This is a genomic window from Streptomyces sp. NPDC057543 (assembly GCF_042801895.1).
Classification (GTDB): domain Bacteria; phylum Actinomycetota; class Actinomycetes; order Streptomycetales; family Streptomycetaceae; genus Streptomyces.
In genome coordinates this window covers 1-23886 of sequence record NZ_JBHVFF010000041.1, presented here as the reverse complement: position 1 = coordinate 23886, position 23886 = coordinate 1, and the positions used below count along the sequence as shown (strand labels likewise).

At 72.4% G+C, this 23886-nt stretch carries 23 protein-coding genes and 2 pseudogenes; 11 read left to right on the top strand and 14 right to left on the bottom strand.

Annotation, left to right across the window (positions count from 1 at the left end; translation table 11 throughout):
- Nucleotides 1-46 precede the first annotated feature (46 nt).
- Both ACFU8Q_RS10265 and ACFU8Q_RS10260 read left to right on the top strand, forming a co-directional pair.
- The gene (locus ACFU8Q_RS10265) at nt 47-517 is read left to right on the top strand and encodes a BlaI/MecI/CopY family transcriptional regulator (RefSeq protein WP_384450646.1); all 471 of its coding nucleotides are present in this window, start codon (nt 47-49) and stop codon (nt 515-517) included.
- A 7-nt stretch (nt 518-524) separates the two neighbouring features.
- Nucleotides 525-1511, top strand: a complete 987-nt coding sequence (locus ACFU8Q_RS10260; protein ID WP_384450619.1) for a M56 family metallopeptidase — start codon at nt 525-527, stop codon at nt 1509-1511.
- Nucleotides 1512-1556: 45 nt separating this feature from the next.
- On the opposite strand, the gene ACFU8Q_RS10255 is transcribed toward ACFU8Q_RS10260, so the two are convergent.
- Nucleotides 1557-2837, bottom strand: coding sequence for a cation:proton antiporter (locus tag ACFU8Q_RS10255; protein ID WP_384450616.1), 1281 nt, complete (start codon nt 2835-2837; stop codon nt 1557-1559).
- A gap of 2 nt (nt 2838-2839) precedes the next feature.
- Nucleotides 2840-3310, bottom strand: coding sequence for a cation:proton antiporter regulatory subunit (locus ACFU8Q_RS10250; RefSeq protein WP_383752239.1), 471 nt, complete (start codon nt 3308-3310; stop codon nt 2840-2842).
- Between the two features lie 194 nt (nt 3311-3504).
- On the opposite strand from ACFU8Q_RS10250, the gene ACFU8Q_RS10245 reads away from it, so the two are divergent.
- A complete protein-coding gene (locus ACFU8Q_RS10245; protein WP_384450613.1) occupies nt 3505-3900 on the top strand; it encodes a nitroreductase/quinone reductase family protein in 396 nt (131 codons plus the stop codon).
- 222 nt (nt 3901-4122) lie between these two features.
- Here ACFU8Q_RS10245 and ACFU8Q_RS10240 read toward each other — a convergent pair whose 3' ends face one another.
- On the bottom strand, nt 4123-5598 hold the full coding sequence (locus tag ACFU8Q_RS10240; RefSeq protein ID WP_384450610.1) for a flotillin family protein: 1476 nt from the start codon (nt 5596-5598) through the stop codon (nt 4123-4125).
- A gap of 69 nt (nt 5599-5667) precedes the next feature.
- Entirely contained in the window at nt 5668-6177 is a 510-nt protein-coding gene (locus tag ACFU8Q_RS10235) for a hypothetical protein (protein ID WP_384450607.1), read from the bottom strand.
- 263 nt (nt 6178-6440) lie between these two features.
- Between ACFU8Q_RS10235 and ACFU8Q_RS10230 the strand changes: the two genes are divergently transcribed.
- Both ACFU8Q_RS10230 and ACFU8Q_RS10225 read left to right on the top strand, forming a co-directional pair.
- Nucleotides 6441-6713, top strand: a complete 273-nt coding sequence (locus tag ACFU8Q_RS10230; protein WP_384450604.1) for a DUF1876 domain-containing protein — start codon at nt 6441-6443, stop codon at nt 6711-6713.
- 274 nt (nt 6714-6987) lie between these two features.
- Nucleotides 6988-8637: a SpoIIE family protein phosphatase gene (locus tag ACFU8Q_RS10225; protein WP_384450643.1), complete on the top strand. Its 1650-nt coding sequence runs from the start codon at nt 6988-6990 to the stop codon at nt 8635-8637.
- Between the two features lie 28 nt (nt 8638-8665).
- Here the strand turns inward: ACFU8Q_RS10225 and ACFU8Q_RS10220 are convergent, their stop codons facing one another.
- The 6 genes from ACFU8Q_RS10220 to ACFU8Q_RS10195 form a co-directional block, all read right to left on the bottom strand.
- Nucleotides 8666-9514, bottom strand: a complete 849-nt coding sequence (locus ACFU8Q_RS10220; RefSeq protein ID WP_384450602.1) for a GNAT family N-acetyltransferase — start codon at nt 9512-9514, stop codon at nt 8666-8668.
- A gap of 65 nt (nt 9515-9579) precedes the next feature.
- Complete coding sequence (locus ACFU8Q_RS10215) at nt 9580-10194, bottom strand: hypothetical protein (protein ID WP_384450599.1); 615 nt, start codon at nt 10192-10194, stop codon at nt 9580-9582.
- Nucleotides 10191-11489 (bottom strand): MAB_1171c family putative transporter, encoded by a 1299-nt coding sequence (locus ACFU8Q_RS10210; protein ID WP_384450596.1) that lies wholly within the window; start codon nt 11487-11489, stop codon nt 10191-10193. The genes ACFU8Q_RS10215 and ACFU8Q_RS10210 overlap by 4 nt, the downstream gene beginning before the upstream one ends.
- A gap of 35 nt (nt 11490-11524) precedes the next feature.
- Nucleotides 11525-12145, bottom strand: a complete 621-nt coding sequence (locus ACFU8Q_RS10205; protein ID WP_384450594.1) for a toxin — start codon at nt 12143-12145, stop codon at nt 11525-11527.
- 6 nt (nt 12146-12151) lie between these two features.
- Entirely contained in the window at nt 12152-12613 is a 462-nt protein-coding gene (locus tag ACFU8Q_RS10200) for a hypothetical protein (RefSeq protein WP_384450591.1), read from the bottom strand.
- Nucleotides 12614-13159: 546 nt separating this feature from the next.
- Nucleotides 13160-13927: an SDR family oxidoreductase gene (locus ACFU8Q_RS10195; protein ID WP_384450589.1), complete on the bottom strand. Its 768-nt coding sequence runs from the start codon at nt 13925-13927 to the stop codon at nt 13160-13162.
- A 465-nt stretch (nt 13928-14392) separates the two neighbouring features.
- Between ACFU8Q_RS10195 and ACFU8Q_RS10190 the strand changes: the two genes are divergently transcribed.
- The 3 genes and pseudogenes from ACFU8Q_RS10190 to ACFU8Q_RS10180 all read left to right on the top strand — a co-directional run.
- The gene (locus ACFU8Q_RS10190; RefSeq protein ID WP_384450586.1) at nt 14393-15136 is read left to right on the top strand and encodes a polyprenol monophosphomannose synthase; all 744 of its coding nucleotides are present in this window, start codon (nt 14393-14395) and stop codon (nt 15134-15136) included.
- Between the two features lie 91 nt (nt 15137-15227).
- Entirely contained in the window at nt 15228-16730 is a 1503-nt protein-coding gene (locus ACFU8Q_RS10185; protein WP_384450584.1) for an alpha/beta hydrolase, read from the top strand.
- 77 nt (nt 16731-16807) lie between these two features.
- Nucleotides 16808-16996, top strand: a pseudogene (locus ACFU8Q_RS10180) (FAD-dependent oxidoreductase); the annotation flags it as partial.
- Nucleotides 16997-17340: 344 nt separating this feature from the next.
- Here the strand turns inward: ACFU8Q_RS10180 and ACFU8Q_RS10175 are convergent.
- Nucleotides 17341-17967, bottom strand: a pseudogene (locus ACFU8Q_RS10175) (phosphoribosyltransferase); the annotation flags it as partial.
- 121 nt (nt 17968-18088) lie between these two features.
- Between ACFU8Q_RS10175 and ACFU8Q_RS10170 the strand changes: the two are divergent.
- A complete protein-coding gene (locus ACFU8Q_RS10170; protein ID WP_384450581.1) occupies nt 18089-18898 on the top strand; it encodes an HAD-IIA family hydrolase in 810 nt (269 codons plus the stop codon).
- A gap of 46 nt (nt 18899-18944) precedes the next feature.
- Here the strand turns inward: ACFU8Q_RS10170 and ACFU8Q_RS10165 are convergent, their stop codons facing one another.
- The 3 genes from ACFU8Q_RS10165 to ACFU8Q_RS10155 are packed head-to-tail and all read right to left on the bottom strand — an operon-like array spanning nt 18945 to nt 22236.
- Nucleotides 18945-19721 (bottom strand): ABC transporter permease, encoded by a 777-nt coding sequence (locus ACFU8Q_RS10165; protein WP_384450578.1) that lies wholly within the window; start codon nt 19719-19721, stop codon nt 18945-18947.
- Entirely contained in the window at nt 19718-21262 is a 1545-nt protein-coding gene (locus ACFU8Q_RS10160; protein WP_384450575.1) for an ABC transporter permease subunit, read from the bottom strand. The genes ACFU8Q_RS10165 and ACFU8Q_RS10160 overlap by 4 nt, the downstream gene beginning before the upstream one ends.
- Nucleotides 21259-22236, bottom strand: coding sequence for an ABC transporter ATP-binding protein (locus ACFU8Q_RS10155; RefSeq protein ID WP_384450572.1), 978 nt, complete (start codon nt 22234-22236; stop codon nt 21259-21261). Before ACFU8Q_RS10155 ends, ACFU8Q_RS10160 begins: the two co-directional genes overlap by 4 nt.
- Nucleotides 22237-22416: 180 nt before the next feature.
- Between ACFU8Q_RS10155 and ACFU8Q_RS10150 the strand changes: the two genes are divergently transcribed.
- Entirely contained in the window at nt 22417-23616 is a 1200-nt protein-coding gene (locus tag ACFU8Q_RS10150; RefSeq protein ID WP_384450570.1) for a sensor histidine kinase, read from the top strand.
- A partial coding sequence (locus tag ACFU8Q_RS10145; RefSeq protein ID WP_384450567.1) for a response regulator transcription factor occupies nt 23613-23886 on the top strand: 274 nt, incomplete at its 3' end. The genes ACFU8Q_RS10150 and ACFU8Q_RS10145, both read left to right, overlap by 4 nt.

Below are 23886 nucleotides of genomic sequence, written 5' to 3'. Positions count from 1 at the left end.
AGAAGTGCCCGACCCGGCACGCCCCGACCCGGCACACCTCGAACGCGTGGGCCCGGACTCCCGGCGGCTCCGCAGGCGCGGGCAGGGCGAACTGGAGGCCCAGGTCCTCGCCGTACTGCACTCGGCGAACGGCCCCGCGACCGCCGGCTGGGTGCAGGAACACCTCGACGGCGACCTCGCGTACACCACCGTCATCACGATCCTCTCCCGCCTCTACACGAAGAACGCCGTGACCCGGTCCCGCGAGGGCCGCTCCTACACCTGGACGTCCGCCTCCGACGAGGCCGGTCTCGCGGCCCTGCGGATGCGGCGCGTACTGGACGGCGAACGGGACCGGGATGCCGTGCTCGCCCACTTCATCTCGGCCCTCTCCCCCGGCGACGAGGAACGGCTGCGCGCGCTCCTGGCGCGGGCGGCTGCACCGGACGACCCTGGTGAGCCGGCCGGCCCGGGCAGCCGGCGCGATCCGCGCAATCCGTCCGAGCCGGGCGACTCCGCCGACGCGGAAGGCCGATAGCGGACCGATGGGTGTCTTCGTCTGTCTGCCGCTCGTGCTCCCGCTGACCGCGCTGCCGGTCGCGCGTCTCGCCGAACAGCATCTGCACCCGCGCAGCGCGACCGTGCTGCTCACCGTCGTCGGCACGCTGCTCGCCCTGTGCAGCACGCTGTGCCTGGCCCTGCTGATGGTGGTCGGCACGGCCCAACTCCCGGGCAATCCGCTGCCGGACAGCTGGTCGGACCCCGAGGTGCGCAACGCGGTGCCGTACGAGGAGAAGGCGGGCATCGTCGCGATCGGGGCGCTGGCGGCGGTGCTCGGGGCGTGCGGGTGGACGGTGTACCGCCATGTGCGGCTGCGCGTCCGGGCCGGCCGCGCCCTGTCCGCCACTCCGTCCGTCACCGCGGGCGACGTCGCCGTGCTCCCGGACCCGGAGCCGTACGCCTACGCGCTGCCCGGGAATCCGGGCCGGGTCGTCGTCTCGAGCGCGATGACCGAGTGCCTGGACGCCCGTGAGCGCCGGGCCCTGATCGCCCATGAGCGGGCCCACCTGGCCGCCCGTCACCACCGCTACCTGCTGGCCGTCCAACTCGCGGCGCGCGCCAACCCGTTCCTGCTGCCGTTGCGTACCGCGGTGGCGTTCAGCGCCGAACGGTGGGCGGACGAGGAGGCCGCGCGGGCGGTCGGCGACCGGCGGGTGGTGGCCGTCGCGGTCGGCAAGGCGGCGCTCTTCTCGCACCGGGCGCCGGACGCCTCGGTCGGCTTCGCGGCCTTTGCCGCCTCCGGCCCCGCCTCCGCTCCCGACCCGGCCTCCGCTTCCGCTGGGGGCCCCGTACCACGCCGGGTGGCGGCGCTGCTCGCCCCTGTTCCGCCGACGCGGCTGTGGCCCCCGTCGTCCGCCCATGCCGCCCTGGCGGCGCTCGTCGCCGCGGCGGGCACGGCGGGCTCGGCGCTGTCGTCGCTCAACGCGACGGTGACGCTGGTGCAGATCCTGCACGCGGCGACCCCGCTGTGAGCCGTACGAAGCAACCGGACACCGTCGCGCCACCGCCGGTTCGGCTCAGTCGGCCGAGGAGGCGAACTCCTGCTGCGCGGCAGGCGCCGGAAGGCCCGCGGGAACGCTGTCGCCCTCCGTCCCGCCGGCTGCCGTACCGCTGCCTCCCTTACCGCTGCCGCCGTCCCGACCGCCCCGCCACGTCTGGATCCTGGCCGCGACCGGCTGGGTCCAGCGGGCGGTGAGCGGTCCGACGATGACGAGGATGAGGACGTACGCGGTGGCGATGGGCCCGATACGCGGCTCGGTCGCCACGGCCAGACCGGCGATGACGATGGAGAACTCACCGCGGGCGACGAGCGTTCCACCGGCTCGCCAACGCCCGCGCGAACCGATCCCGGCCCGCCGGGCCGCGTACCATCCGGTGCCGATCTTGGTGAGGACGGTGACGACGGCCAGCAGCGCCGCCGGGAGCAGCACCGGCGGAATCGCGGACGGATCGGTGGAGAGTCCGAAGAACACGAAGAAGACGGCGGCGAACAGATCCCGCAGCGGCGTCAGCAGTTTGCGCGCCCCCTCGGCGACCTCGCCCGAGAGCGCGATCCCGACCAGGAACGCCCCGACGGCCGCCGAGACCTGCAACTCCTGTGCCACACCGGCCACCAGCACGGTCAGCCCGAGCACCACCAGGAGCAGCATCTCCGGATTGTCGGAGGACACGGCCCGGCTGATCAGCCGCCCGTGCCGCAGCGCCAGATAGAGCACGAACCCGACGGTGCCGAGCGCGACGAGCAGCGCGATGCTGCCCCCGGCGAATCCCACGCCCGCGAGCATCGCGGTGAGCAACGGCAGATACACGGCCATCGAGAGGTCCTCGATGACCAGCACACCGAGAATGACGGGCGTCTCCCGGTTTCCCAGCCGCCCCAGGTCGGTGAGTACCTTCGCGATGACCCCGGACGACGAGATCCAGGTGACCCCGGCCAGTGCGACGGCTCCCACGGGCCCCCACCCGAGCAGCAGCGCGGCCACCGCCCCCGGGGTCGCGTTGAGCACGAAGTCCACGGCGCCGGAGGGGTATTGGGTCTTGAGACTGGTCACCAGTTCCGATGCGCTGTACTCCAGGCCGAGCAGGAGCAGCAGCAGAATGACGCCGATCTCGGCGCCCACGGCGGTGAATTCCTCACTGGCGCCGAGCGGCAGGAGCCCGCCCTCCCCGAAGGCGAGCCCCGCCAGCAGATAGAGCGGAATCGGCGAAAGACCTATCCGCCCGGCGAACCGCCCGATGATGCCCAGTCCCAGAATGACGGAGCCGAGCTCCACCAGCAGTGCGGTCGTGTCGTGCACGGTCAGCCCTCCGCAATGATCTCGGAGAGCGCGTCGACGCCCTCCCTCGTACCGACGACGACGAGCGTGTCCCCGATGGCCAGCCTGAAGTCCGGCCCGGGTGACGGATGCGCACTGTGCGTCCGCAGCACGGCCACGATCGAGGCCCCCGTCCGCGTCCGCGCCTTCGTGTCACCGAGCAGCCGCCCGCCGTACGGGGAGCGCGTCCCGAGCGGTATGTGCTCGGTGACGAGATCGATGCCCTCGGTCCGTACGGCGTCGATGGGCGCGGCGTCGATGAGGTGGGCGAGGCCGGTGGCCTCCTGTGGTGTCAGGGGTACCGACAGGCGGCACGAATCGGGGTCGTCCTGGTCGTAGAAGCCGATGAACCGCCGCCCGTCGTGGTGGACGACGACGGAGATGTGCTGTCCCGACTCGGTCGTGTAGTCGTACTGCACACCGACTCCGGGCAGCGTGGTGCGGTGGGTTCCCATGGCTTCCTCCCGAGTGGTGCGACGGCATGGCGACGCACTTGGTGATCTCTTTAGTTGCGCATTACTTTATCCGGAGGGTTCCGCCGGTCCCGGCGCACGGGCGCGGAGCGGGGCCCACGGCTACACTCGCCCGGGCCGGACGGCGGCCGGGGCCGCCGTCCGGGCGATCGCAGCAACCGGCGGAAGGGCCGAGCATGTCGCGTAGCCGAGAGCTCAAGTTCCGGGCGGTCACGTCGTTCCAGCGGCATGTCGCCAACCCGCTCACCAGGCGGTTGCCTTTCCAGACCCTCCTGGAGACGACGGGCCGCACGTCCGGCCTCCCGCGCCGCACCCCGGTCGGCGGCCGACGCGTGGGCCAGGCGTTCTGGCTGGTCTCGGAGTACGGCGAGAAGTCGCAGTACGTCCGCAACATCCGGGCCGACCCCCGGGTCCGGGTCCGGATCAAGGGCCAGTGGCACTCGGGCACCGCCCACCTGCTCCCCGAGGACGACGCGCGCGCCCGGCTCAAGGCGCTCCCGCGTGGCAACAGCGCGGCGGTGCGGGCCCTGGGGACGAACCTGCTGACGGTGCGGGTGGATCTGACGAGGTGACGCCGGGGCGGCGACCGCCACGAGCCGGGGCATGCGCGTGCCCGGGACGGACGCGGGCCCCCGACGTGCGCGTGCCCGGCCGGTGCTCGTACCCGGGACGTACGCGGGCCCCGGACGCGCGCGTGCCCGGCCGGTGCTCGCACCCCGGACGGACGCGGGCCCGGACATGCGCGTGCCCGGCCGGTGCGGTGCCGGCCGGGCACGAACGGGGTGTCGGCCTGATCAGTCGGTGATCTCGATCTTCCCGTCGGGAGACGCGGCGGGAGACGCGGCCGCGCCGTTCGCCGCGCCCTTGGCCTGAGCGGGCAGACCGGCCGACGTCACGGCTGCGGCACCGCCCTTGAGGTTCTTCAGCAGGGCTGCCAGATCGACTCCCGTGGTGGAGCTGAGGAGTTCCATGCCCTGGGCGACGTTGTCCGTGACCGTGCGCGCCACCTGGCTCGCGCCGTCCGTGGAGATGACGGTCATCTTGTCGATGGCGCTCAGCGGCTCGGCCGCCTTGGCGACGACCTGCGGCAGTACCTCGACCAGCATCTGGAGCACGGCCGCGTCGCCGTACTGCGCGAACGCGTCCGCCTTCTTCTGCATGGCCTCGGCCTCGGCAGCACCCTTGGCCGCGATGGCGGCGGCCTCCGCCTCGCCCTCGATGCGCACGGCGTCGGCGAGGGCCGAACGGTGCAGCTTCTCGCCGTGACCGGTCAGCCGGGAGCGCTCGGCGTCCGCCTCGGCCTCCTTGACCTGGGCGATCCGACGGGCCTCGGCCTCCTGCTCGGCCTGGTAGCGGGCGGCGTCGGCGGGCTTGCGGACCTTGGTGTCGAGTTCGCGGTCGGTCAGCGCCGCCTGGCGCTGGGCGACCTTCTCCTGCTCCTCCAGGACTTCCTGCTGGCGGGCCGCCTCGGCGAGCGGGCCCGCCGCGTTGGCCTTGGCCGCGGCGGCTTCCGTCTCGGCCTTGATCTCGGCCTGCTTGAGGTAGAACGTCCGCTCGGCGATGGCGATCTCCTCGGCCGCCTTGAGCCGGGCCTGTTCGGAGGCGCGCTTGGCGATCGCCTCCGCGATGTCCGCCTCCTGCTTGGCACGGGCGGCCTCGGGGCGGCCGAGGTCTTCGAGGTAGGAGCCCTCCGTGGTGATGTCCTGGATCTGGAAGGCGTCCAGGATCAGGCCCTGCCCGGAGAGGCTGGCCTCGGCCTCCTCCGCGACCTGACCGGCGAACGCGGCACGGTCGCGGATGATGTCCTCGACCGACATCCGGCCGACGATGGCGCGCAGCGCTCCGGAGAGCACTTCCTGGGTGAAGCCGACGATGCCGTCCTGCTGCTGGAGGAAGCGCTGGGCGGCGGCCCGGATCGCTTCCTCGCTGCCGCCGACCTTGACGATCGCGACGCCTTCGAGGTTCGACTTCACTCCGCGCAGGGTGACGGCTCCGCGGACGGCCACCGGGATGTGCCGACTGGACAGGTCGAGGGTGAACTTCTGCTGGACGAACGGGACGACGAAGACTCCGCCTCCGACGACGACCTTCTGGCCGCTGTTGTCGATGCTGGTGCGGCCGGTCACCGGATCGGTCGACTTCTTGCCGCGGCGTCCGGTGATGATGAACGCCTCGCTGGGCCCGGCGACCTTGTAGCGGGTGATGACGACGAGGGCGAGCAGTACCAGGAGTACGACGACTCCGATGACTGCGGTCACGACTGGGCTCATAAGGGTGTCCCCCCTGCCTCCCTGTGGGGACGGCAGCTTGTTTTCGGGCGGTGTATCGGCCGGCGGTGATCAGCGCTCGACGGGGCGGACCACGACCGAGGTGGTCGACAGAGTGGCCTCCACCCAGATCTCGGTGCCGCGTGCGACCGGCGCCGGGCTCTTCGCCGACAGCTTCACGGTCTGGCCCGCCAGGCGCAGCAGGACCTCGCCGTAGCCGTCGGCCGGGATCGCGGTGACGACCGACCCGGACGTGCCGACGAGATCGTCGCCACGCGGGGTGATGCTGGTCTGGTCCCGCATCAGGGCCCGGCTGAACTTCCAGGTCAGCCAGGCCGCGACGATCCCGGCGAGCACTCCGGCTACGGTCGCGGCGACCGTACCGACGCCGGTGGTACCGAGCACGATCGCGCCGCCGAAGCCGAGCATCGAGAGGAATCCGGCGATGACGGGAAGAGAGAGGAGGCCGTCGAAGAGGCCGTCCAGTACGCCTCCGAAGAGACCTTCGAGGATGCCGTCGAAGATCAGGGACAGGGCGAGCAGAACGATTCCCGCAATGCCGAGACCGAGAAACAAGGTCACGCGATCACCCTCCCCGTTCCACGAATTCCATCGAACTGGCTGGATGATCCCATATACACCCGGCAACGGATACTGCCGGGTTACGGCAATCTTTTACTCGCCTTTGATGCCGGATGGCTGTTCGGACCCGGCTGTCCACAGCCTGTGGACAGCCACTCCCCGAGTTCTCGCCTCATCGGCCGGGCCACGACCGGCCCGGAGTCGGTCCCGTTCGTGGTGCAGGGGCGGGGGAACGGGAGCACCCTGGTAGGGAGGTGATCGTCATGATGCACACAGCAGTCGGGTGGCATGTGGAAATGGAATTCGAGGAGGACAGTCAGCGCACCCGTGCGGCCGCGCTGGTGCGGCTTCCGGACGGGGCCGAGGTGCGCGCCCACGGATATGCGAGCCGTCACCCTTCCGACAAGCAGCAGGCGAGGGTCGGCGAGGAGATCGCGGGGGCCAGAGCACTCAATGAGCTGGCGATGAAGATGCTGACGAAGGCGCACGACGAGATCGACGAGGCGTCGGGCCGGACGTCGCACCCGCTCACCTGAGCCGGGATCGCGGAGCCCTGGGCGTCGCCCGGGCCCTGTGGGCAGTGCACACGGGCCGTGGGTGCGCCGGGGGCGGGCCCTGATCCGGCCTGCGGATGAGGATGTGCGGGGGGTGGCTGCGGATGCGCGGCCGGGGTGGGCGGCCGACATTGAAGGCCGGGCGGCGGGAGGTCCGTGACCCCGCCCCCAGGAGGTTGATGTGCCGGCCGATGTGTACGCCCACAGCGTGGTGCCGTTCGACGCCGTGACCCTGGCGGCCCTGGTCGGTGACTCCATGGCCGGGGTGGGCGTGCTCGACACGGGGCTGCGCTATGTGTACGTCAACCCGGCCCTCGAACGGCTCAACGGCGTCCCGGCCGCCCAACACCTCGGGCGCACCGTCGCCGAGGTCATCCCCGGGGTCGACGCGCGCGAGGACCTGATGCGGGCCGTGCTCACCGACGGGAAGCCACGCGAGATCACGTCCAGCGGGTACACCGCCGCCGAGGGGAGCAAGGTCCGGCGGTACTGGCACGGGGCGTTCCACCGGCTGGAGGTCGACGGGCGGATCGTGGGCCTGGCCGCGATCGTGCTGGAGGTCATGGCCTCGGATCAGGGGCGGCGCGAGCTGGAACAGGCCCGGCGGCACATGACCATGCTCGAAACCGCGGCCGCCCGGATCGGCACCACGCTCGACATGGACACCACCTGTGCGGAACTCGTCGACCTCGTCGTGCCGGGGCTGGGGGACCTCGCCACGGTCGAGGTGTTCCCGCCCGACGTCGCCGCCCCGGTGCGCCCCGCACCGCTGGGTGTGCTGCGGCTGCGCAGGGCGGCGCTGACAGCGGTGGCCCGGCTGCACGCCCGGCTGCCGGGGTTCGGGCTGACCGGTGAGTACGTCGACTACCAGGAGGGCGCGGCCGTGGCACGCTGCCTGGCGACCAATCAGCCGGTCGTGGAGAACCACACCACCGAAGAGCAGCTCAGGCGCTCCGCCCCGGCCCCCGAACGGGTCGCCGCCTACCGTGCCCTCGGTATGCATTCGGCGGTCGTCGTGCCGGTCACCGTACGCGGCCGTCCGCTCGGCGTCCTCGTCCTGATCCGGGCGGGGGAATCGCCGCCCTTCACGGACGAGGACGTGGTGGTCGCCCGCGAGCTCGCGAGCCGGGCCGCCGTCGATCTCGACCACGCCCGCCGGTACGGACACGAGCACACCATCGCGCTGGAACTGCAGCGCTCCCTGCTGTCCGAGCCGCGCCCGCCGCACCCGCACATCGAGGTCGCCACCCGCTATCTGCCGGCCGACCGGAGCGTGATGGTCGGCGGCGACTGGTTCGACGTCATCCCGCTGCGGGACGGGCGGCATCTGAAGGCGATGGGCGATGTGATGGGCCACGGGGTGGAGGCGGCGGTCGCCATGAGCCACTACCGCTCGTTGCTGCGGATGTTCGCCGACGACGATCTGCCCCCGCACCGCATCCTGGAACAGCTGGACCGGATGGTCGAAAAGTCCGGCATCGACCGGGCGGCGACCTGCCTGCTGGTCGTCGTCGACCGGTTCGGCGGGGCCTGCGAGGTGGCGAGCGCCGGGCACCTGCCGCCGGTATTCATCGATCCGGGGCCGGTGGGAGCCAGGGTGTGCGCCGAGGTACCGGTGGGTCCGCCGCTCGGCACCGGGGCCGGCGGGTACCGGACGGCGCGGCTGAGGTTCGGGCCGGACACGGTGCTGTTCCTGTACACCGACGGCCTGGTGGAGCGGCGCGGCGAGGACATCGACGTCTCGGTCGGCCGGCTCAGGGAACTGACCCTGCCCGTGAGCGGGAGCCTGGAGGAGCTGCTCGACGAGGTCCTCGAACGGTTCGGACCGGGTGCGGAGGACGACATAGCGGTACTCGCCTCGCGCACCCGGCACCGCACCATCGGCACCACCGGCACCACCGGCTGATCCCGGCCGCCGCCGGGGGGACGAGGCGTCAGCCCAGCTCCAGGCTCGTGATGCCGAAGAGCCCGGTGTGGTCGACGTCCGGCGACGGGCCCGTGTACATCCGGGCGGTCTCGAACGACGGGCTGAGGCCCAGCTGTTCCGCGAGGCGCACGGCCGCCGGGTTGACGTCGGGTACGTCGATCGCCACCGGGGTGTCCGGATCGGTGGCCGCGAGCGCCCCGACCAGGGCGCCGGCCACCTCGGGCGACTCCGCGTACACCGGCCCGATGCGGGAGGACGTGCGGCACGGTCGCAGCACGGCGAGGCCGCGCAGCTCCCCGTCCCGGACGGCGGCCAGCGAGGTGCGGGCGGGCCCGGCGATCCACGGCGCGAGGAAGCTGTCGCGCTCGGCGGGGAAGAACCGGCGGTCGTACGCGGCCAGCCGGTCGAAAGGCATGCTGCGGGCGTCGACGAGAACGGTGCCGGGCGGTACGGGCAGACCAGCGGCCGGCCGGCCCTCGTAACGCATCGTCGTCCAGACCGGACGGAAGCCGGACCTACGGTAGTTGGACTGCTGGGCCACCACCCCGTCCAGCCCGACGTTGCGCCCGTCCAACCGTGCCATGCCGGCCCGCCAGAGCCGGCTTCCGTAACCCTGCCCGCGCAGCTCGGGGCGGGTGAGGTAGAAGCCGAGGAACCCGTGGCCGGAGCCGTAGCGGATCGCGGAGACGCAGGAGACCGGATCGCCGTCGAGCCGGCCGATCAGGAAGCCGCACGGGTCGGCGGCGAAGAAGGCGTGACGGTCGGTCAGCCCGGGATTCCAGCCCTCCGCGTGGGCCCAATCGGCCAGCGTCGTGAGGTCGTCGGCGCTTGCGGTGGTGATCTCGAAATTCGGCACGGGGCACCTGTACCCGCGGGCGATCGGTTCGACGCCCGCCCCGGGACCGGACGCCCGCGCCCGGATCACACGAAGAGGAACGCGCCCGCCGTCGCGGCACCCAGCGACGCACCGGCGACCGTCTGCGCCACCGAGTGGTACCCGAGCGCGACCCGCGACCAGCACACGGCGACCGTCATCGCGTACGCGAGCAGCCACCACGGCGAGTGGACCGCGGCGGACAGCGCGACGACGGCCGAGGCGACCGCGGCGTCCACCGAGATCTTCCAGACCGTGTTGACGGCCAGGAGGATCACGGTCATCGCCCAGAGGGCGAGCATCGCCACGAGGATGCCGGTGGGGGCATGGCCCAGGACCATCACCAGCGAACCGGCGCCGATGGAGCCGAGGATGACGAAGAAGATCGGGGCCCGCTTGGTGCGGTCGACGACATGGCGGTCACCCCAGGTACCGCGCCCGCGCTCCCATTCGATGTACCCGGCGGGTACGAGTCCGGCACACAGGGCGCCGAGGAATCCCCAGAGGAGACCGGTCCAATGACCGGCGGCGGCCAGGCCGATGCAGAGCATGCCGACCAGTAGGACGTTGCGGGGCTGGAATATGTCGGTGACGGTACGCGCGGCGCCGGTGCGCGGCGTTACGGGGACGTCGGCGCTCTCTGCGGTGTCGGTGGTGGTCATGCGTTCTCCTCCAGGGAGGGCGCGGGGGTCGTCCCGGTGGTGTCGGCGGTCGCTGCTGACCTGGCGTGTTCCAGCACGCGTTGAGCCCGGTCCTCCGTGACCGTCCGGTACGCGGCGGCCACCCGTACCAGCCAGGCCACCTCGCCGTCCTGGTCGGTGGCGTGCTGGGTCCCGACCGTGGCGGCGGTCGTGGCGGTCGCTCCGGCGTTCCTGGCCCGCAGCGCCGCCTTGATCCAGTACGCGTCGGCGAGCGGTCCGGCCTTCTCGCGGCCGGGGGTGCTCTCCGCGGCGACGGCCTCGGCGGCCGTGAGCAACGTGTCGGGGACGTAGTGGCGCAGTTTCTCGACGGCGTCCGCGATGTCCGCGGCCCAGCGGTCGACGCGCAGGTCCGCGGGGGTGTCGAAGCGGGTCAGTTCGCGGGCCAGCGAGGCCGGGGGGTCGAAGGGCTGGTCGGGGAAGGCCGTCATCAACTCGCGCCAGAGGCCGTGCAGTTTGACCTGCGCCCGCCACAGCTTCGCCCGGCGCTGCCCCTTGCTGAGGGCGGGGATGGAGGCGCCCACCGCGAAGAAGGCGAACAGCACCACCTGCGCGGCCTCGGTGACCTCGTCGAACCGGAGGGCGAAGGACTCGCTCGGGGTGTCGACGACGCTGACCCACAGGAACAGGGTCCGGCTGACGGTGTATCCGACCCCGATGAACATGGCGAAGGTCATCATCCCGAGGCCCACGCGCAGATGCCGCGTCCCGGCACCGGCGGTGGCCAGCGCCCACTGGTACGCGCAGACGGCCGACGCGGCACCCAGGTAGAGATAGAACACGCTCATGTACAGCGTGGCGCCCCACTGTCCCGCATGGTCGGCGACGAAGCGGTCCGAGGGCACGGACCGGTCGACGACGGTGAAGAACAGCACCGTCAGCAGGATCAGCGTGGCGATCGACGCCTTGGTCGCGACCTGCTGGATGGCGCGGGCGAACCGTACGTGCCGCGGGACGGTTCCGGCGTCGGGGTACTGGCCATAGATCGCGACGATGTAGCTGAGGATCGCCAGGATCGCTATCGTCGCCGTGTAGTGCTTGATCAGGACGGCGAGGTCGGTGACGGCGCTGTCGTTGAGCGCGATGCGCACGGCCCGGGTCTTGGTCCACAGGGCAGCGGCGAAGCCCGCGTAGCAGCCCCACAGGGCCCGGCGGCGCTTGTCTTCTTCGTCGCCCCACAGCGCGGCCGGCATGCGCCAGAGGGCGACGGCGGTCATCAGGGCCGCTATGAGATAGCCGGCGAGGTCGAGCGGGGTCACGGCGGAATCCTCGGGGGTGGGAGGGAGGTGCGGTGTCAGGTACGGCGGAACAAGCCGCGGCGGCGGCTGGCGACGGGGCGGGAGAGGGAGTTGGCCAGCCGCCCCACCATGTCGTCGCTCGTGACGTCCCTGGCCATCCGGGGAATGAGCGACGCGCCGAACTCTGCCATGCGTTCGTCGTGGGTGTCGTACTGCGCGCGGGCCTGTACGGTGCCGTCCCTCGCCACGATCGCGTCGGCGATCGAGGCGGCCACCGGCGGCGGGTCGGTGCCGGTGGGCCGCGGCGGGGGGTCGGTTCCCAGGACCCGGCTGATCAGCGAGGTGTCGAAGACCGGCAGCAGCCGCCGGAGCTGTTCCGGGTCGAGCGAGGTGCCGTGGTCGAACCATTCGTGGCACAGCTCGTGCAGGATGACGTGCTGGGTCTGGTACGCGGTCGGCCGGCGCCGGTAGAGCACGAAGCTGGTCCCGCCGGTCTTCAGCCGCAGACCGCAGGCGGCGTTGACGCGTGCCAGCCGGTCGGGCATCTCGTGCAGCACGATGGTGCGGCCACGGGCCGCCTCCATGTTCGCCACCAGTGCGTCGACGGAGAAGGGTGCGGGGATGGGCAGGTCGGCCAGCCCATCCTCGCACTCCTTGCGTAGTTCGCGCAGGGACATGCAGACCTACTTCTCCGGCTCGCCATGCGCGGAGTCGCCGCTGCCCGCGCCCTGCCGACCTCTGGCGTCCTCCAGCAGGGAGAGCGCGAACTGCAGCAGCTCCGGCGGGAGTCCGTCCGCGTCGACGCCGCGCCCGGCCAGTCCGCTGATCTCCCCCGTACGCCGCTTGGCAAGGAACTGCAGACCGGCGACGACGTCGTCGACGACCTCCGACTCCTCCTTGAAGAACCGCCAGTCGACGCCGAAGCCCAGACCGAGCGCCTTGAGGATGTCCTCGGACGGCTGGGTGACCTTTCCGGCCAGGATGTTGGAGAAGTAGCTGTGCGAGAGGGAGCCGCCCCGATCCTTGACCAGATCGGCGAAGACCCGCCCCGAGACCTTCTGACCGGGGAACGTCTTCTCCACCATGTACTCGACCTTCTGCTGCAACGTCCGCAGCTCCGGCGTGCGTTCCTCGCCGCTGCCCATCCGGCCCCCACGTATCCGTCCCCGTCCGACCGGTGCCGCACGGTCTTCGATTCCGTCAACGGGGTCGTACTGTAACGAACACCGCCGCGGTGTCCTCGGCGCGGGAGGCGGAATCGGGGGCGAATCAGGTGGCGGGGCGAGAGGCCGTACGGGAGTGGGCTTGCGCAAACACTCTACGTCACTGTTAACTCGAAAAAACATGGGCAGGGGACCACGAGGGGAGTCCCCTGCCCACGAAGTCGGCTTGAACAAAAGGGACATGCTCCATATATAGGTGTAGCCCTTCACGACGGGGGATGCGTGAAGGGCTACCCACTCATTATGACCGCTGGTCAGGTCGGCATCAACTGATCGCTCAGTCAGTGGGACGACGGGGCTGAGGAAATCCGGAAGTTACGGACGGTCGGAGCCCGTTCGGCGATCCGGACGGCCCCGGCCCGCCGATCGTGCGCCGCCCGGTTGGGGTCTACCCTGCTTCCTCTTCCTCTTCCTCTTCCTCTTCCTCTTCCTCTTCCTCTTCCTCTTCCTCTTCCTCTTCCTCTACCGCTACCGCCCGCCCGCGACCCGCAGCACCGCCCCCGTCACGTAGGACGCGTCGCTCGACAGCAGCCACGCGATGGCGGCCGCGATCTCCGGGGCCGCTCCCGGACGGCGGAGCGGAATGCCGGACGCGGCCGCGGCCGCGCGGTCGGGGTCGCCCGCGGTGGCGTGCATGTCGGTGTCGATCATTCCGGGGGCGACCGCGTTGACCCGGATGCCGTCGGGCCCCAGTTCCTTGGAGAGCCCGATCGTCAGGGCGTCCACCGCCGCCTTCGTGGCGGCGTAGTGGACGAAGTCCCCGGGGCTGCCGAGGGTGGCGGCGGCCGAGGAGATATTGACGATCGCGCCGGAGCCGGTGGCAGTCATGTCCTTCGCGGCCCGGCGGCAGCACAGCAGGCAGCCGAGAAGATTTACGTCGAGGACCCGGCGCAGCGTCTCGGTGGACGTGTCGACGAGCCGGCCGAGCGGGCCCGTGACCCCCGCGTTGTTGACCAGTCCGGTGACCGGACCGAGCTGTGCGGCCGCGGTGTCGAAGAGCCGTTCCACGTCGGCCTCCACAGCGGTGTCCACCCGCACCGTGGCACAGCGCGCCCCCGCGGCCCGCACCGCCGCCGCGGTCCGCTCGGCGGCCTCGGCGTCGTGCACGAAGCCCAGGGCGAGGTCATGCCCTTCGGACGCCAGCCGGACACAGGTGGCGGCACCGATGCCGCGACTGCCGCCGGTGACGACCGTGACGGGGCGCGATGGCGCGGGAGCGGTGTTGCCGACTGCCACTGGAGGAACCTCTCGCTCTCAGGTCGGGTGTCACGCCGCATCGTACGGAGAACGCCTGCCGTTGGAGTGGCGTTTGGCGGGCCACGGGCGCGGTGTGCGACGGGGTGGCACACCCGTGCCTAGGGTCGGCGGCCGGCGGACCGCTGCCGGCGTGGAACGGGTTGAATCACCCGGGACCGGTGGCGCTTCCTCCCCAACGGCGTTCCCCTGCCACCGCCTCGCATCGCGGCGGCAGGGGACGCCGACCGACTCCCCCGTCGGACAGCCCCTGTGCCCGTCACCTTCGCCCGCGGTGTCCGCCGGGCCCGGGCCCGGACGGCCCGGGGCGCGGCGCCCCTGCCGCGCCCTCACCGCACTGACGGATGCCGGAGGAAGAGTGTGACGAGATGCCCGGGCGGCGGATGCTAGGCTCGCGCGATCCTGCGCGGAGAACAACGTAAAAGCGCCTCAAGCGGACATGGGGGAATGGTCGTGGAGAAGACCTCGCCGAAGACCGTGGTGGTCGTGCCCACCTACAACGAGCGGACGAATCTGCCCGTCCTCGTGGATCTCCTGATGGATCTGGGCCTGCCCGGCCTGCACATTCTCGTGGTGGACGACAATTCGCCGGACGGTACGGGCGAGGTCGCGGACAAGCTCGCGGCCGGCACCGGCGGGGTGGTCGGTGTGCTGCACCGCAAGGAGAAGGACGGGCTGGGACGCGCCTACGTGGCGGGGATGACGCGTGCGCTCGCCGAGGGGGCGGACGTGGTGGTCCAGATGGACGCCGACCTCTCCCACCCGGCGTCCAGGCTCCCGGTCATGATCGAGACGCTGTTCGCCGAGGACGCCGCCGTGGTGATCGGTTCCCGCTACGTCGCGGGCGGTTCCCTCGCCACGGAGTGGCCCTGGCACCGCAAGGCGCTCTCCGCCTGGGCGAATTTCTATGTGAACGCGATCCTGCGGCTGGGGGTGAAGGACGCCACCGCGGGATTCAAGGCCTGGCGGGCGTCGACGCTGAAGGCGATCGATGTGCCCTCGGTCCGCAGCAACGGCTATTCCTTCCAGGTGGAGATGAACTACCGCACGGTCAAGCGCCACTTGAGGATCGCCGAGGTGCCGATCCGGTTCGAGGAGCGGGTCGAGGGCGAGTCGAAGCTCGGCCTGGGCGTGCAGATCGAGTCCGCCATCGCCCCGTGGAGGCTGCGCTTCGGCAGGAACGTCCGCTGACCGAACGGGAGTTGGCCCGGGGGCTACCCCCACTGCGTACCGGCATGCCTCCCGGATGGGTTGCGGCGTTCGGCTCAACAAGGCTTGCGGCATGACGACTTACCGTAGATCTGTCACGTTCCTCGCCCTGTCCGTCACCGCTGCCGCCACCGCCCTCACCGGGGCCGTGACCCCACCGGCCCACGCCGAGAGTGCCGTGCCCGCACTCGACTGGCAGCCCTGTGCCGCGTCCGGCGGCCCCGCCGCGCAGGAGTGCGCCGAACTGCCCGTACCGCTCGACTACCGGAACCCGAACGGCCCGCGGATCGGCCTCGCGGTGACCCGGCTGCGCAGCGACCGCCCCGCGGCCCGGCGCGGGACGCTGCTGGTGATCGCCGGCGGCCCCGGCTCGTCGGGGGTGCAGCGGGTGACGGAGAAGGGGGAGCAGCTGCGACAGGAGACTGCGGGACGGTACGACATCGTGAGCCTCGACCCGCGCGGGGTCGGCGCCGGCGCGAAGGCGAGCTGCGGGCTCGCCCCTCAGGACCGCGACCTGGTGAACCTGCGGGCCTGGCCCGCCGCCGACGGCTCGATCACCGAGAACACCGAGCGGGCGCGGCGGGTCGCCGAGGCGTGCGCCCGCAACGGGGGCGAGCGGCTGCGGAGTCTCACCACGGCCAACGAGGTACGGGACATCGACCGCTTCCGACAGGCACTGGGCGAGGAGAAAATGTCGGCCTGGGGGGTCTCGTACGGCACCTACGTGGGCGCGGTGTACGCGCAGAAGTACCCGCAGCACACGGACCGTTGGGTGCTGGACAGCAACGGCGACCCGGATCCGTCCCGCGTCGCGCAGGGCTGGCTGGCGAACATGGCGGTGGGCGCGGACGACCGGTTCCCCGACTTCGCGCGATGGGCGGCGGACCCGGCCCGGGACGCGGAGGGGCTGCGACTGGCAGAACGGGCCGAGGACGTACGGCCGTCGGTCCTGGCGCTGGCGGCGCGACTGGACCGTGAGCCGAAGGAGTCCACCACGGCGGGCGTCCCGCTGACCGGCAACCGGCTGCGGCAGGCGCTCCAGAACGCCCTGTACGACGACGACGCCTTCGCCCAGTTGGCGGGGCTGATCCAGGCGGCGCGGGACGCCTCCGCGAAGCCCGTCCTGCCCGCCGGGCTGGACCAGCCGCTGACGGACCAGGACGCGGCGGTCGCGATCGGCGTGGTCTGCAACGACGTGCGCTGGTCGGGCACGACGTCGTCGTACCGGCGCGCCGTCGCCGCCGACCGCGCGATCCACCCGCTGACCGCCGGGATGCCGGTGAACGTCACGCCGTGCGCGTTCTGGAAGGACGCGCCCGTGGAGCAGCCGACCAGGATCACGGACGAGGGGCCGTCCAACATCCTGATGATCCAGAGCCTGCGCGACCCGGCGACCCCGTACTCCGGCGCCCTGAAGATGCGTAAGGCCTTCGGCGACCGGGCCCGCCTGGTCACGGTCGACCACGGCGGACACGGCGTCTACCTGGGCAACGGCAACGCGTGCGGCGACAGCACGGTCACCACGTTCCTGACGACGGGAACGCGGCCGGAACGGGACACGTACTGCGCGAACTGAGGGGCGGAGGACCGGGGGGGCGGACCGAGCGGGGCGGACCGAACAGGCTGCCCCCTACCCCCCTGCCCCCGGCGGCCCCCCGCAGCCAGTCGGTCGCCCTCGCCGCGCGCCGGGCCGGACGGACGGGCCGGCAGCTGAGCAACCCGGTGGCTGTCGCCCTGCGCGACACCGCGCTCCGGCTGGCACCGTCGGGCGTCACGGTCCGCGCGATCCTGCGCCACGCCGCGTGGACGCCGCCGCCGCTCGGCCCGCACCACGGGAACTGAGCACCGCGGGAACCGGGACGGCCGCCGGCCCGGGGTCGCCCGTCCCCGTCCCCCAGTCGGCGCCGGGCGTCACATGCCCGCCCTGCCTGTCACGGGAACCGGGACGGCCGCCGGCCCGGGGTCGCCCGCCCTCGTCCCCCAGCCGGTACCGGGCGTCACATGCCCGCCCTGCCTGTCACGGGAACCGGGACGACCGCCGGCCCGGTCGCCCGCCCTCGTCCCCCAGTCGGCGCCGGGCATCACATGCCCGCCCCGCCTGTCACGGGAACCGGGACGACCGCCGGCCCGGGGTCGCCCGTCCCCGTCCCTCAGTCGGTACCGGGCGTCACATGCCCGCCCTGCCTGGCCTGTGCCAGCAGAGAGATGACCTCCGCGTCGGAGGTCTGCCCGAAGTCCCGGTACCACTCGCCGACGGCGTAGAACAGGCGCGGCATGGACAGACACACCACGTCGTCCGCGCTCTCCCGCAGCCGGGCGACCGCGTCCGGCGGCGCCACCGGTACGGCCGCCACGATGCGTGCCGGGCGCTGGGCCCGTACCACCCGGCAGGCGGCCTCGGCCGTGGCGCCGGTCGCTATGCCGTCGTCCACGACGATCACGGTCCGGCCCTCGACCGGTGTCCGCGGCCTGCCCGCACGGTACGCCTGCGCGCGCCGCGCGAGTTCCGCCGCCTCGACGCGTTCGATCGCCGCAAGATCCTGCTTCCCGACCCGGATATGGCTGACGACGTCGTCGTTGAGGACGCGCACACCGCCCTCGCCGATGGCCCCGAAGGCCACCTCCTCGTGGTGCGGTACACCGAGCTTGCGGACGACGATCACATCGAGCTCGGCACCGAGTGTCCGTGCCACCTGGAAGGCCACCGGGACTCCGCCACGGGGCAGGCCCAGCACGACGGGGCTCTCCCGCTCCAGCTCCCGGAGCGCCTCGGCCAGCTGCTGTCCCGCGTCCGTACGGTCGGCGAACAGCACGGCGGTTCACCCCCAACCAGGGGAGAGAGGGACGGCACGGGTACGTGGGTGTCCCCTTCGCTTCCCTTCTTCGAAACAACCCCAAGTGCGGCGGGCGCGCAACTCGGGCAGGGTCGGTTGCATGGAAGGAATCGGCGCGGTCCTGATCGACATCGACGGTGTCCTCACGGTGTCCTGGAAGCCGCTGCCCGCCGCCGTGGCGGCCATGGAGCGGCTGCGCGAGGCGGGGCTCCCGCTGGCACTGGTCACGAACACCACCTCCCGCACCCGCGCCTCGATCGCCGGGAAGCTGGCCGGCGAGGGATTCCCCGTCTCGGCCGACGACATCCTCACCGCCCCCGCCGTCACCGCCGCCCACCTGCGGGAGCACCACCCCGGCGCCCGCTGCCTGCTGATCAACACGGGCGACATCCGGGACGACCTGACGGGCGTGACACTCGTCGACGAGGACGAATCCGGTCCGGCTCACGGCGACGAGCCGGACGTCGTCGTCCTCGGCGGGGCCGGGGACGCCTTCACCTACGCGGCGCTCAACCGCGCCTTCCACCATGTCCGTCGCGGCGCCCGTCTCGTCGCCATGCACCGCAACATGTACTGGCGCACGGCCACCGGCCTCGACCTCGACACCGGAGCCTTCCTCCTGGGGCTGGAGCGGGCCGCCCGCGTCGAGGCGGAGATCACCGGCAAACCCGCCGGATCGTTCTTCGCCGCGGCCCTGGCCCACCTCGGCGCCACTCCGGCCCAGACCCTGATGGTCGGCGACGACATCGAGTCCGACGTCCTGGCGGCCCAGCGCGCCGGGCTCACCGGCGTACTCGTCAGGACCGGCAAGTACCTCCCCGAGACCCACCGGGCGGCGACCGGCACCCCGGACCACGTGATCGACTCCTTCGCCGATCTGCCGGCCCTGCTGGAGCGGCTGGGGGCGTGACGGCCGGGGCCGCGCCCGCCCCTCAGGCGCCCCGTACCCCACCCGTTCACACGTCCCGCAGCCGGAACACCGCCGCCCCCGCCAGCAGCGCCGCGCCCGCCCAGGCTGCGAGGACGCCGAGGCCCGGCCAGGGGGCGATCGGCAGGGTGTCCAGGTTCCGGGTGGCCTGGACCGCCAGTCCCGCCGACGAGGGGGCGATCTCCTGCAGGCGCTCCCGCCAGGTCTCGTCGGCGACCATCAACGCCACCACGGGAAAGGCGTACAGCAGGCCGAGCACGGCCGTGATCGCGCCGGCCGTGTCCCGTACGACTGTCGCCGTACCCAAGGAGAGCAGGGCAATAAGGGCCAGGTAGAGCACCGAGCCCGCGGCGGCACGCAGGGTCGGGAGCTCGGTGAGGGAGAGTGCGGCCGTGCCGAAGCCGTTGCCGGGGAGGAGGAGGCGGCCGGCCAGCAGCGAGCCGAGGACCGCGAGCGTGCCCGCCGCCACGGCGCCCCCGGCGACGACCGTCGCCTTCGCGGCGAGAACCCGGGCGCGGCCGGGCACCGCCGCCAGCGTGACGCGGATGGTGCCCGTGCCGTACTCGCTGCTCATCGCCAGCACCGCGAGAACGGCGACCGCCGCCTGGCCGAGCCAGACACCGGTCAGGCAGAGCTTGACCGTGTCCTCGTGGCACTCGGCCGGGGACGGGCACTCGTCGGCCGAGACGGAGCCGGTGACTGCCGCGCCGAGCGCCACGGTGAGTGCGGCGACGGCGAGCAGCAGCCACCACGTGCTGGGCAGAGTACGGAGCTTCGTCCACTCCGCGTGCAGGGCGCCCCTCATACGTCCCGCCTGCGCAGCCGCCACACGGCGAGGCCCAGGGCGACAGCCGCGTATGCGCACGGCACCGCGAGTCCGGTCCACGGGCCCTGCGGGTAGCAACCGTCCTCGGGCAGGCAGACGCTGCTTACGAAGTCGTATCGCGGTGTCGTCTGCTGCACGGCGAACCCGGCGAGCGGCGTCACCTTCATCAGCCAGTGTGCCGTGCCGACGGGCAGCCCGGCGAGCAGGACCATCGGCAGTACGAACACCACCACGATCAGCGTCACCGCGGCGGCCGTGTTCCGCAGCAGTGCGCCCACGGCCAGCGCCAGCACGGCGACGGCGGCCAGCAGCAGGGCGGTGCCGAGGACGGCACGCAGCACCGGGCCGTCGGTGAGCGCCGCTTCGGGGTACGACCCGGGGTTGGGTCTGTTGTTCCGCAGTGCCGGTTCGGCGAGCAGGAAGGAGAGCACGGCGGCGAGCAGCCCGGTCAGGAAGGCGATTCCCGCGAGTACGAGAGCCTTGGCGGCGAGCATCCGGCCCCGGCGGGGGCCCGCCGTCAGCGTCGTACGGATCATGCCCCGCCGGTATTCGGCGGTGATGAACAGCACCGCCAGCGCAGCCAGCGGGATCAGCCCGATCTGGGCCCCGCTGAGGGACCGTTGGGTGAGATCGACGTCCGGGGTCAAGGGGCCGATCTCGCCGGAGCCGGTCAGGGTCCAGGTGCCGGACGTCTGCGCCGAGCGGTCCGGGCTCCCGGCAGCCCTGGTGGGATCGGCACCGACCCGGTCCTGGTGCCAGGTGCCGGTGCCCCGGTCGATGCCGACGACCGCGCTCCGGTCGCCGTCGACCGTGATGCGGTCGAAGGAGGCGGTGACCTCGGACGGGCCGCCACCGACGGAGCTGGAGCCGAAGTGCCGCTGCACGGTGACGAGTTCTGGTGTGGCGACGAAAAGGCCCGCCTGGACGGTCTTCGGCAGCCCGGCCGGGGTGGCCCTGCCGACCTCGGTCCACTTCTTGCCGTCGGCCGACTCGGACGCGGTGATTACGCTGCCGGATCGGGTGAGCCGCAGCCAGCGCGGTTCGGTGCCGGAGGCGCTACTGCCTGCCGTGTCGTGGGTGAAGTCCGACTGGAGCCGGACCCCGTGCGCCGGTGTGAGCATGACGGCCGCGTACGGCGATCCCGCGTCGGCGCTCGCCTTGAGGATGACCCCGGCCTTGGCCCAGGGCGCGATGCGCCCTTCGCGGCCGGTGAGCGGTGACACCCTGGCCGTGATGCTGCCGTCGCCGGTCAGCTGCTGGTGGACGAAGGGGAAGCTGTCGGTGACGGGGGTGCCGTCCGGGCCCTTCGGCGGTGGCTGCGGACTGCCGTTGACGTCGAAGCTGCCGCTGAGGGCGGAGAGCAGCGAGACGAGGACGCTGATCACGACGGCGGCGAGCAGGGTGACGCTCCACCGGCGCACGCTGCGGGCCTTGGTCCACTCGGAGTGCAGCAACTGCGGGAATCCGTCGCGTGCGGGCGGCAGTTGGGAGTGGTAGGGGGTGACGGTGGGGGCGGTCATGGGGTCGACTCCTCGCCGTCGTGGGCGGTGGCGGCCGGGAACTCATTCGTGACCGGGAAACCCTCCCCGGCCCGGAACTCCGCCGCGTCGCAGGTCAGTTCCATGTACGCCTCCTCCAGCGTCGCCCGGTCCGGGCCGACTTCGGAGAACGGCACCCCGGCCACGCCGAGCAGCGCGGTGATCCGTTCTGCGGGGAGCCCGGTGACGGACAGCGAGTCCGGCCCGTTGGCGGCGACGGTTGCGCCCTCCCGGGCCAGCAGTGACATGGCGTCCGTACGTGCGGAGGTGCGCAGCGCGACCCGGTCGCCGGAGGCGGCGGCCAGGAGTTCGGCCACGGAGGTGTCGGCGATGAGCCGGCCGCGGCCGATGACGACCAGATGGTCGGCGGAGTCCTGGAGCTCGCTCATCAGATGGCTGGAGACCAGCACCGCACGGCCCTCGCGGGCCAGCGCCCGCAGGAGGCCGCGGATCCACCGGATGCCCTCCGGGTCGAGCCCGTTGACCGGTTCGTCGAGCAGCAGCACCGGTGGGTCGCCGAGCAGCGCCGCCGCGATCCCCAGCCGTTGCCGCATGCCCAGCGAGTAGGTGCCCGCCCGCCGCCGCGCCGCCGACGCGAGACCGACCTGTTCCAGCACCTCGTCCACCCGCCGGCCCGGCAGCCCGTGTGTGTGCGCCAGCCACAGCAGATGGTCGCGGCCGCGTCGGCTCGGGTGCACGGCCGCTGCGTCGAGCAGGGCCCCGACCTCGGTCAGCGGTCGGCGCAGCGACGCATAGGGCCGCCCGCCGATCAGGGCGCTGCCCGCGTCGGGCGCGTCCAGGCCGACAAGCATGCGCATCGTGGTGGACTTGCCCGCGCCGTTGGGGCCGACGAAGCCGGTGACCTGGCCGGGACGCACCGTGAAGGACAGGTCGTCGACGGCGACGGTCTGCCCGAACTGTTTGCGCAGTCCCCGGACTTCGATGGTTGCTGCCACGGTTGTTTCCATGGTGCAGAAGGCTAGGGAGACGGCGGGCCCGCGGTCGTCACGCGACGGAGCGCTCTTCGGCACCCCTTGCGCGGGGGACGGCGGCTGCCGGCATCCCTCGCGCAAGGGATGCGGGAACGGCTGGAGAGGGGGACGTCAATGGGCGCCGACGCCATGACAATGGCGTGCATGAGCGAAAGGGCGTGCACGAGCGAAGGAATCACGCTGAGGGCGCGAAGGATCGCCGTCTCGCCCGACGGCCCGGTGGTGGCCGCGGTGGCACTGGGGCTGCTCGCGGCCGTGGAGAGCGCCGCCCGCGCCGCGGCCGGACAGCCGGATCTTCCGCTCACGCTGCCGCTCACCATCCTGCTCGGCCTGTGCACCACGGTGCCGCTGGCGCTCCTGCGCGTCCACCCGGCCACCGCGGCCACCGCCGTCACCGCGGCGAGCCTCCTGGCACTCGCGGGCTACCGGGACCTGACCTTCGCCGGGCTCGTCGCCCAGCTGCTCGCCCTGCACCACCTCGGCAACCGCCGCTCCCGCCGCCTGGCCGTGCTCCTCGTGGTGCCGTACGTCGCGGTGGCGCTCACCGACCCCGACGACACGGTCCTGCGCATATACGCGGTGACGGCCGCCGTACTCGCGGCGGCGGCCGTCGCGGACGGCATCGGCCGCCGCACCCGGGCCGAGGCGGTGGCCCGCGACGCCACCGAGCGGGCCATCGCGGACACGCTCCTCGCGCACGTGGCGCGCGGTGAACGGGCCCGCATCGCCCGCGAGCTCCACGATGTCGTCGCCCACCACATCTCGGTGATCTCCGTCCAGGCGGAGACGGCCCGCCTCACCACCCCGGGCATGCCGGAGGCCGGGGCGAAACGGCTGCGGGACATCGGCGACACGGCCCGCACCGCACTGACGGAGATGCGACGACTGCTCGGCGTACTGCGCGAGGACGCGGGCGCACCACCGGTCACCCGGAAACCCCAGCCCGGCCTCACCCAGCTCAACGAGCTGCTGGACGAGGCCCGTGAGGTCGGCGGCGCGGGCGTCCGGCTGATCGTCAGCGGCCCCGTGAGCCCGCTCGACCCGGGCATCGAGCTCACCACGTACCGGATCGTCCAGGAAGCCCTCACCAACGCCCGCAGACATGCGCCCGGCGCGGCCGTGGACGTCGAGCTGCGCTACGCCCCGCAGACCCTGGACCTGCGCATCAGGGACAACGGCCCGGGACCGGTCCGCTCCGGCTCCCGCACCCTGGGCCATGGCCTGCTCGGTATGCGCGAGCGCGTCGCGGCGGTCGGCGGCGAACTGCGCGTGGGCCCGGCGCCGGGCGGCGGCTTCCTCGTCGAAGCACGGCTCCCCGTCGACACGAAGGAGGCCCTGCGATGACCACGACGACCACCCGGATCGTCGTCGTGGACGACCACGAGGTGGTGCGGGACGGATTCGCCGGACTCCTGGACACCCAGCCGGACTTCGTGGTGGTCGGGACGGCGTCCGACGGCGCGGAGGCGGTACGCGTCTGCGCGGAACAGCGCCCCGACGTCGTGCTGATGGACGTCCGGATGCCGGGCACGGACGGCATCGAGGCCACCGCGCGGATCCGGGCCGCCGCCCCGGACGGCGGCGGCCCGCGCATCCTCATCCTCACCACGTTCG

Bases quoted from the DNA above. Each gene is read 5' to 3' on its own strand.
- ACFU8Q_RS10260 (WP_384450619.1), top strand. From the start codon at position 525: ATGGGTGTCTTCGTCTGTCTGCCGCTCGTGCTCCCGCTGACCGCGCTG.
- ACFU8Q_RS10250 (WP_383752239.1), bottom strand. From the start codon at position 3,310: ATGGGAACCCACCGCACCACGCTGCCCGGAGTCGGTGTGCAGTACGAC.
- ACFU8Q_RS10245 (WP_384450613.1), top strand. From the start codon at position 3,505: ATGTCGCGTAGCCGAGAGCTCAAGTTCCGGGCGGTCACGTCGTTCCAG.
- ACFU8Q_RS10240 (WP_384450610.1), bottom strand. From the start codon at position 5,598: ATGAGCCCAGTCGTGACCGCAGTCATCGGAGTCGTCGTACTCCTGGTA.
- ACFU8Q_RS10230 (WP_384450604.1), top strand. From the start codon at position 6,441: ATGATGCACACAGCAGTCGGGTGGCATGTGGAAATGGAATTCGAGGAG.
- ACFU8Q_RS10225 (WP_384450643.1), top strand. From the start codon at position 6,988: ATGGCCGGGGTGGGCGTGCTCGACACGGGGCTGCGCTATGTGTACGTC.
- ACFU8Q_RS10215 (WP_384450599.1), bottom strand. From the start codon at position 10,194: ATGACCACCACCGACACCGCAGAGAGCGCCGACGTCCCCGTAACGCCG.
- ACFU8Q_RS10205 (WP_384450594.1), bottom strand. From the start codon at position 12,145: ATGTCCCTGCGCGAACTACGCAAGGAGTGCGAGGATGGGCTGGCCGAC.
- ACFU8Q_RS10200 (WP_384450591.1), bottom strand. From the start codon at position 12,613: ATGGGCAGCGGCGAGGAACGCACGCCGGAGCTGCGGACGTTGCAGCAG.
- ACFU8Q_RS10190 (WP_384450586.1), top strand. From the start codon at position 14,393: ATGGTCGTGGAGAAGACCTCGCCGAAGACCGTGGTGGTCGTGCCCACC.
- ACFU8Q_RS10185 (WP_384450584.1), top strand. From the start codon at position 15,228: ATGACGACTTACCGTAGATCTGTCACGTTCCTCGCCCTGTCCGTCACC.
- ACFU8Q_RS10170 (WP_384450581.1), top strand. From the start codon at position 18,089: ATGGAAGGAATCGGCGCGGTCCTGATCGACATCGACGGTGTCCTCACG.
- ACFU8Q_RS10165 (WP_384450578.1), bottom strand. From the start codon at position 19,721: ATGAGGGGCGCCCTGCACGCGGAGTGGACGAAGCTCCGTACTCTGCCC.
- ACFU8Q_RS10160 (WP_384450575.1), bottom strand. From the start codon at position 21,262: ATGACCGCCCCCACCGTCACCCCCTACCACTCCCAACTGCCGCCCGCA.
- ACFU8Q_RS10150 (WP_384450570.1), top strand. From the start codon at position 22,417: ATGAGCGAAAGGGCGTGCACGAGCGAAGGAATCACGCTGAGGGCGCGA.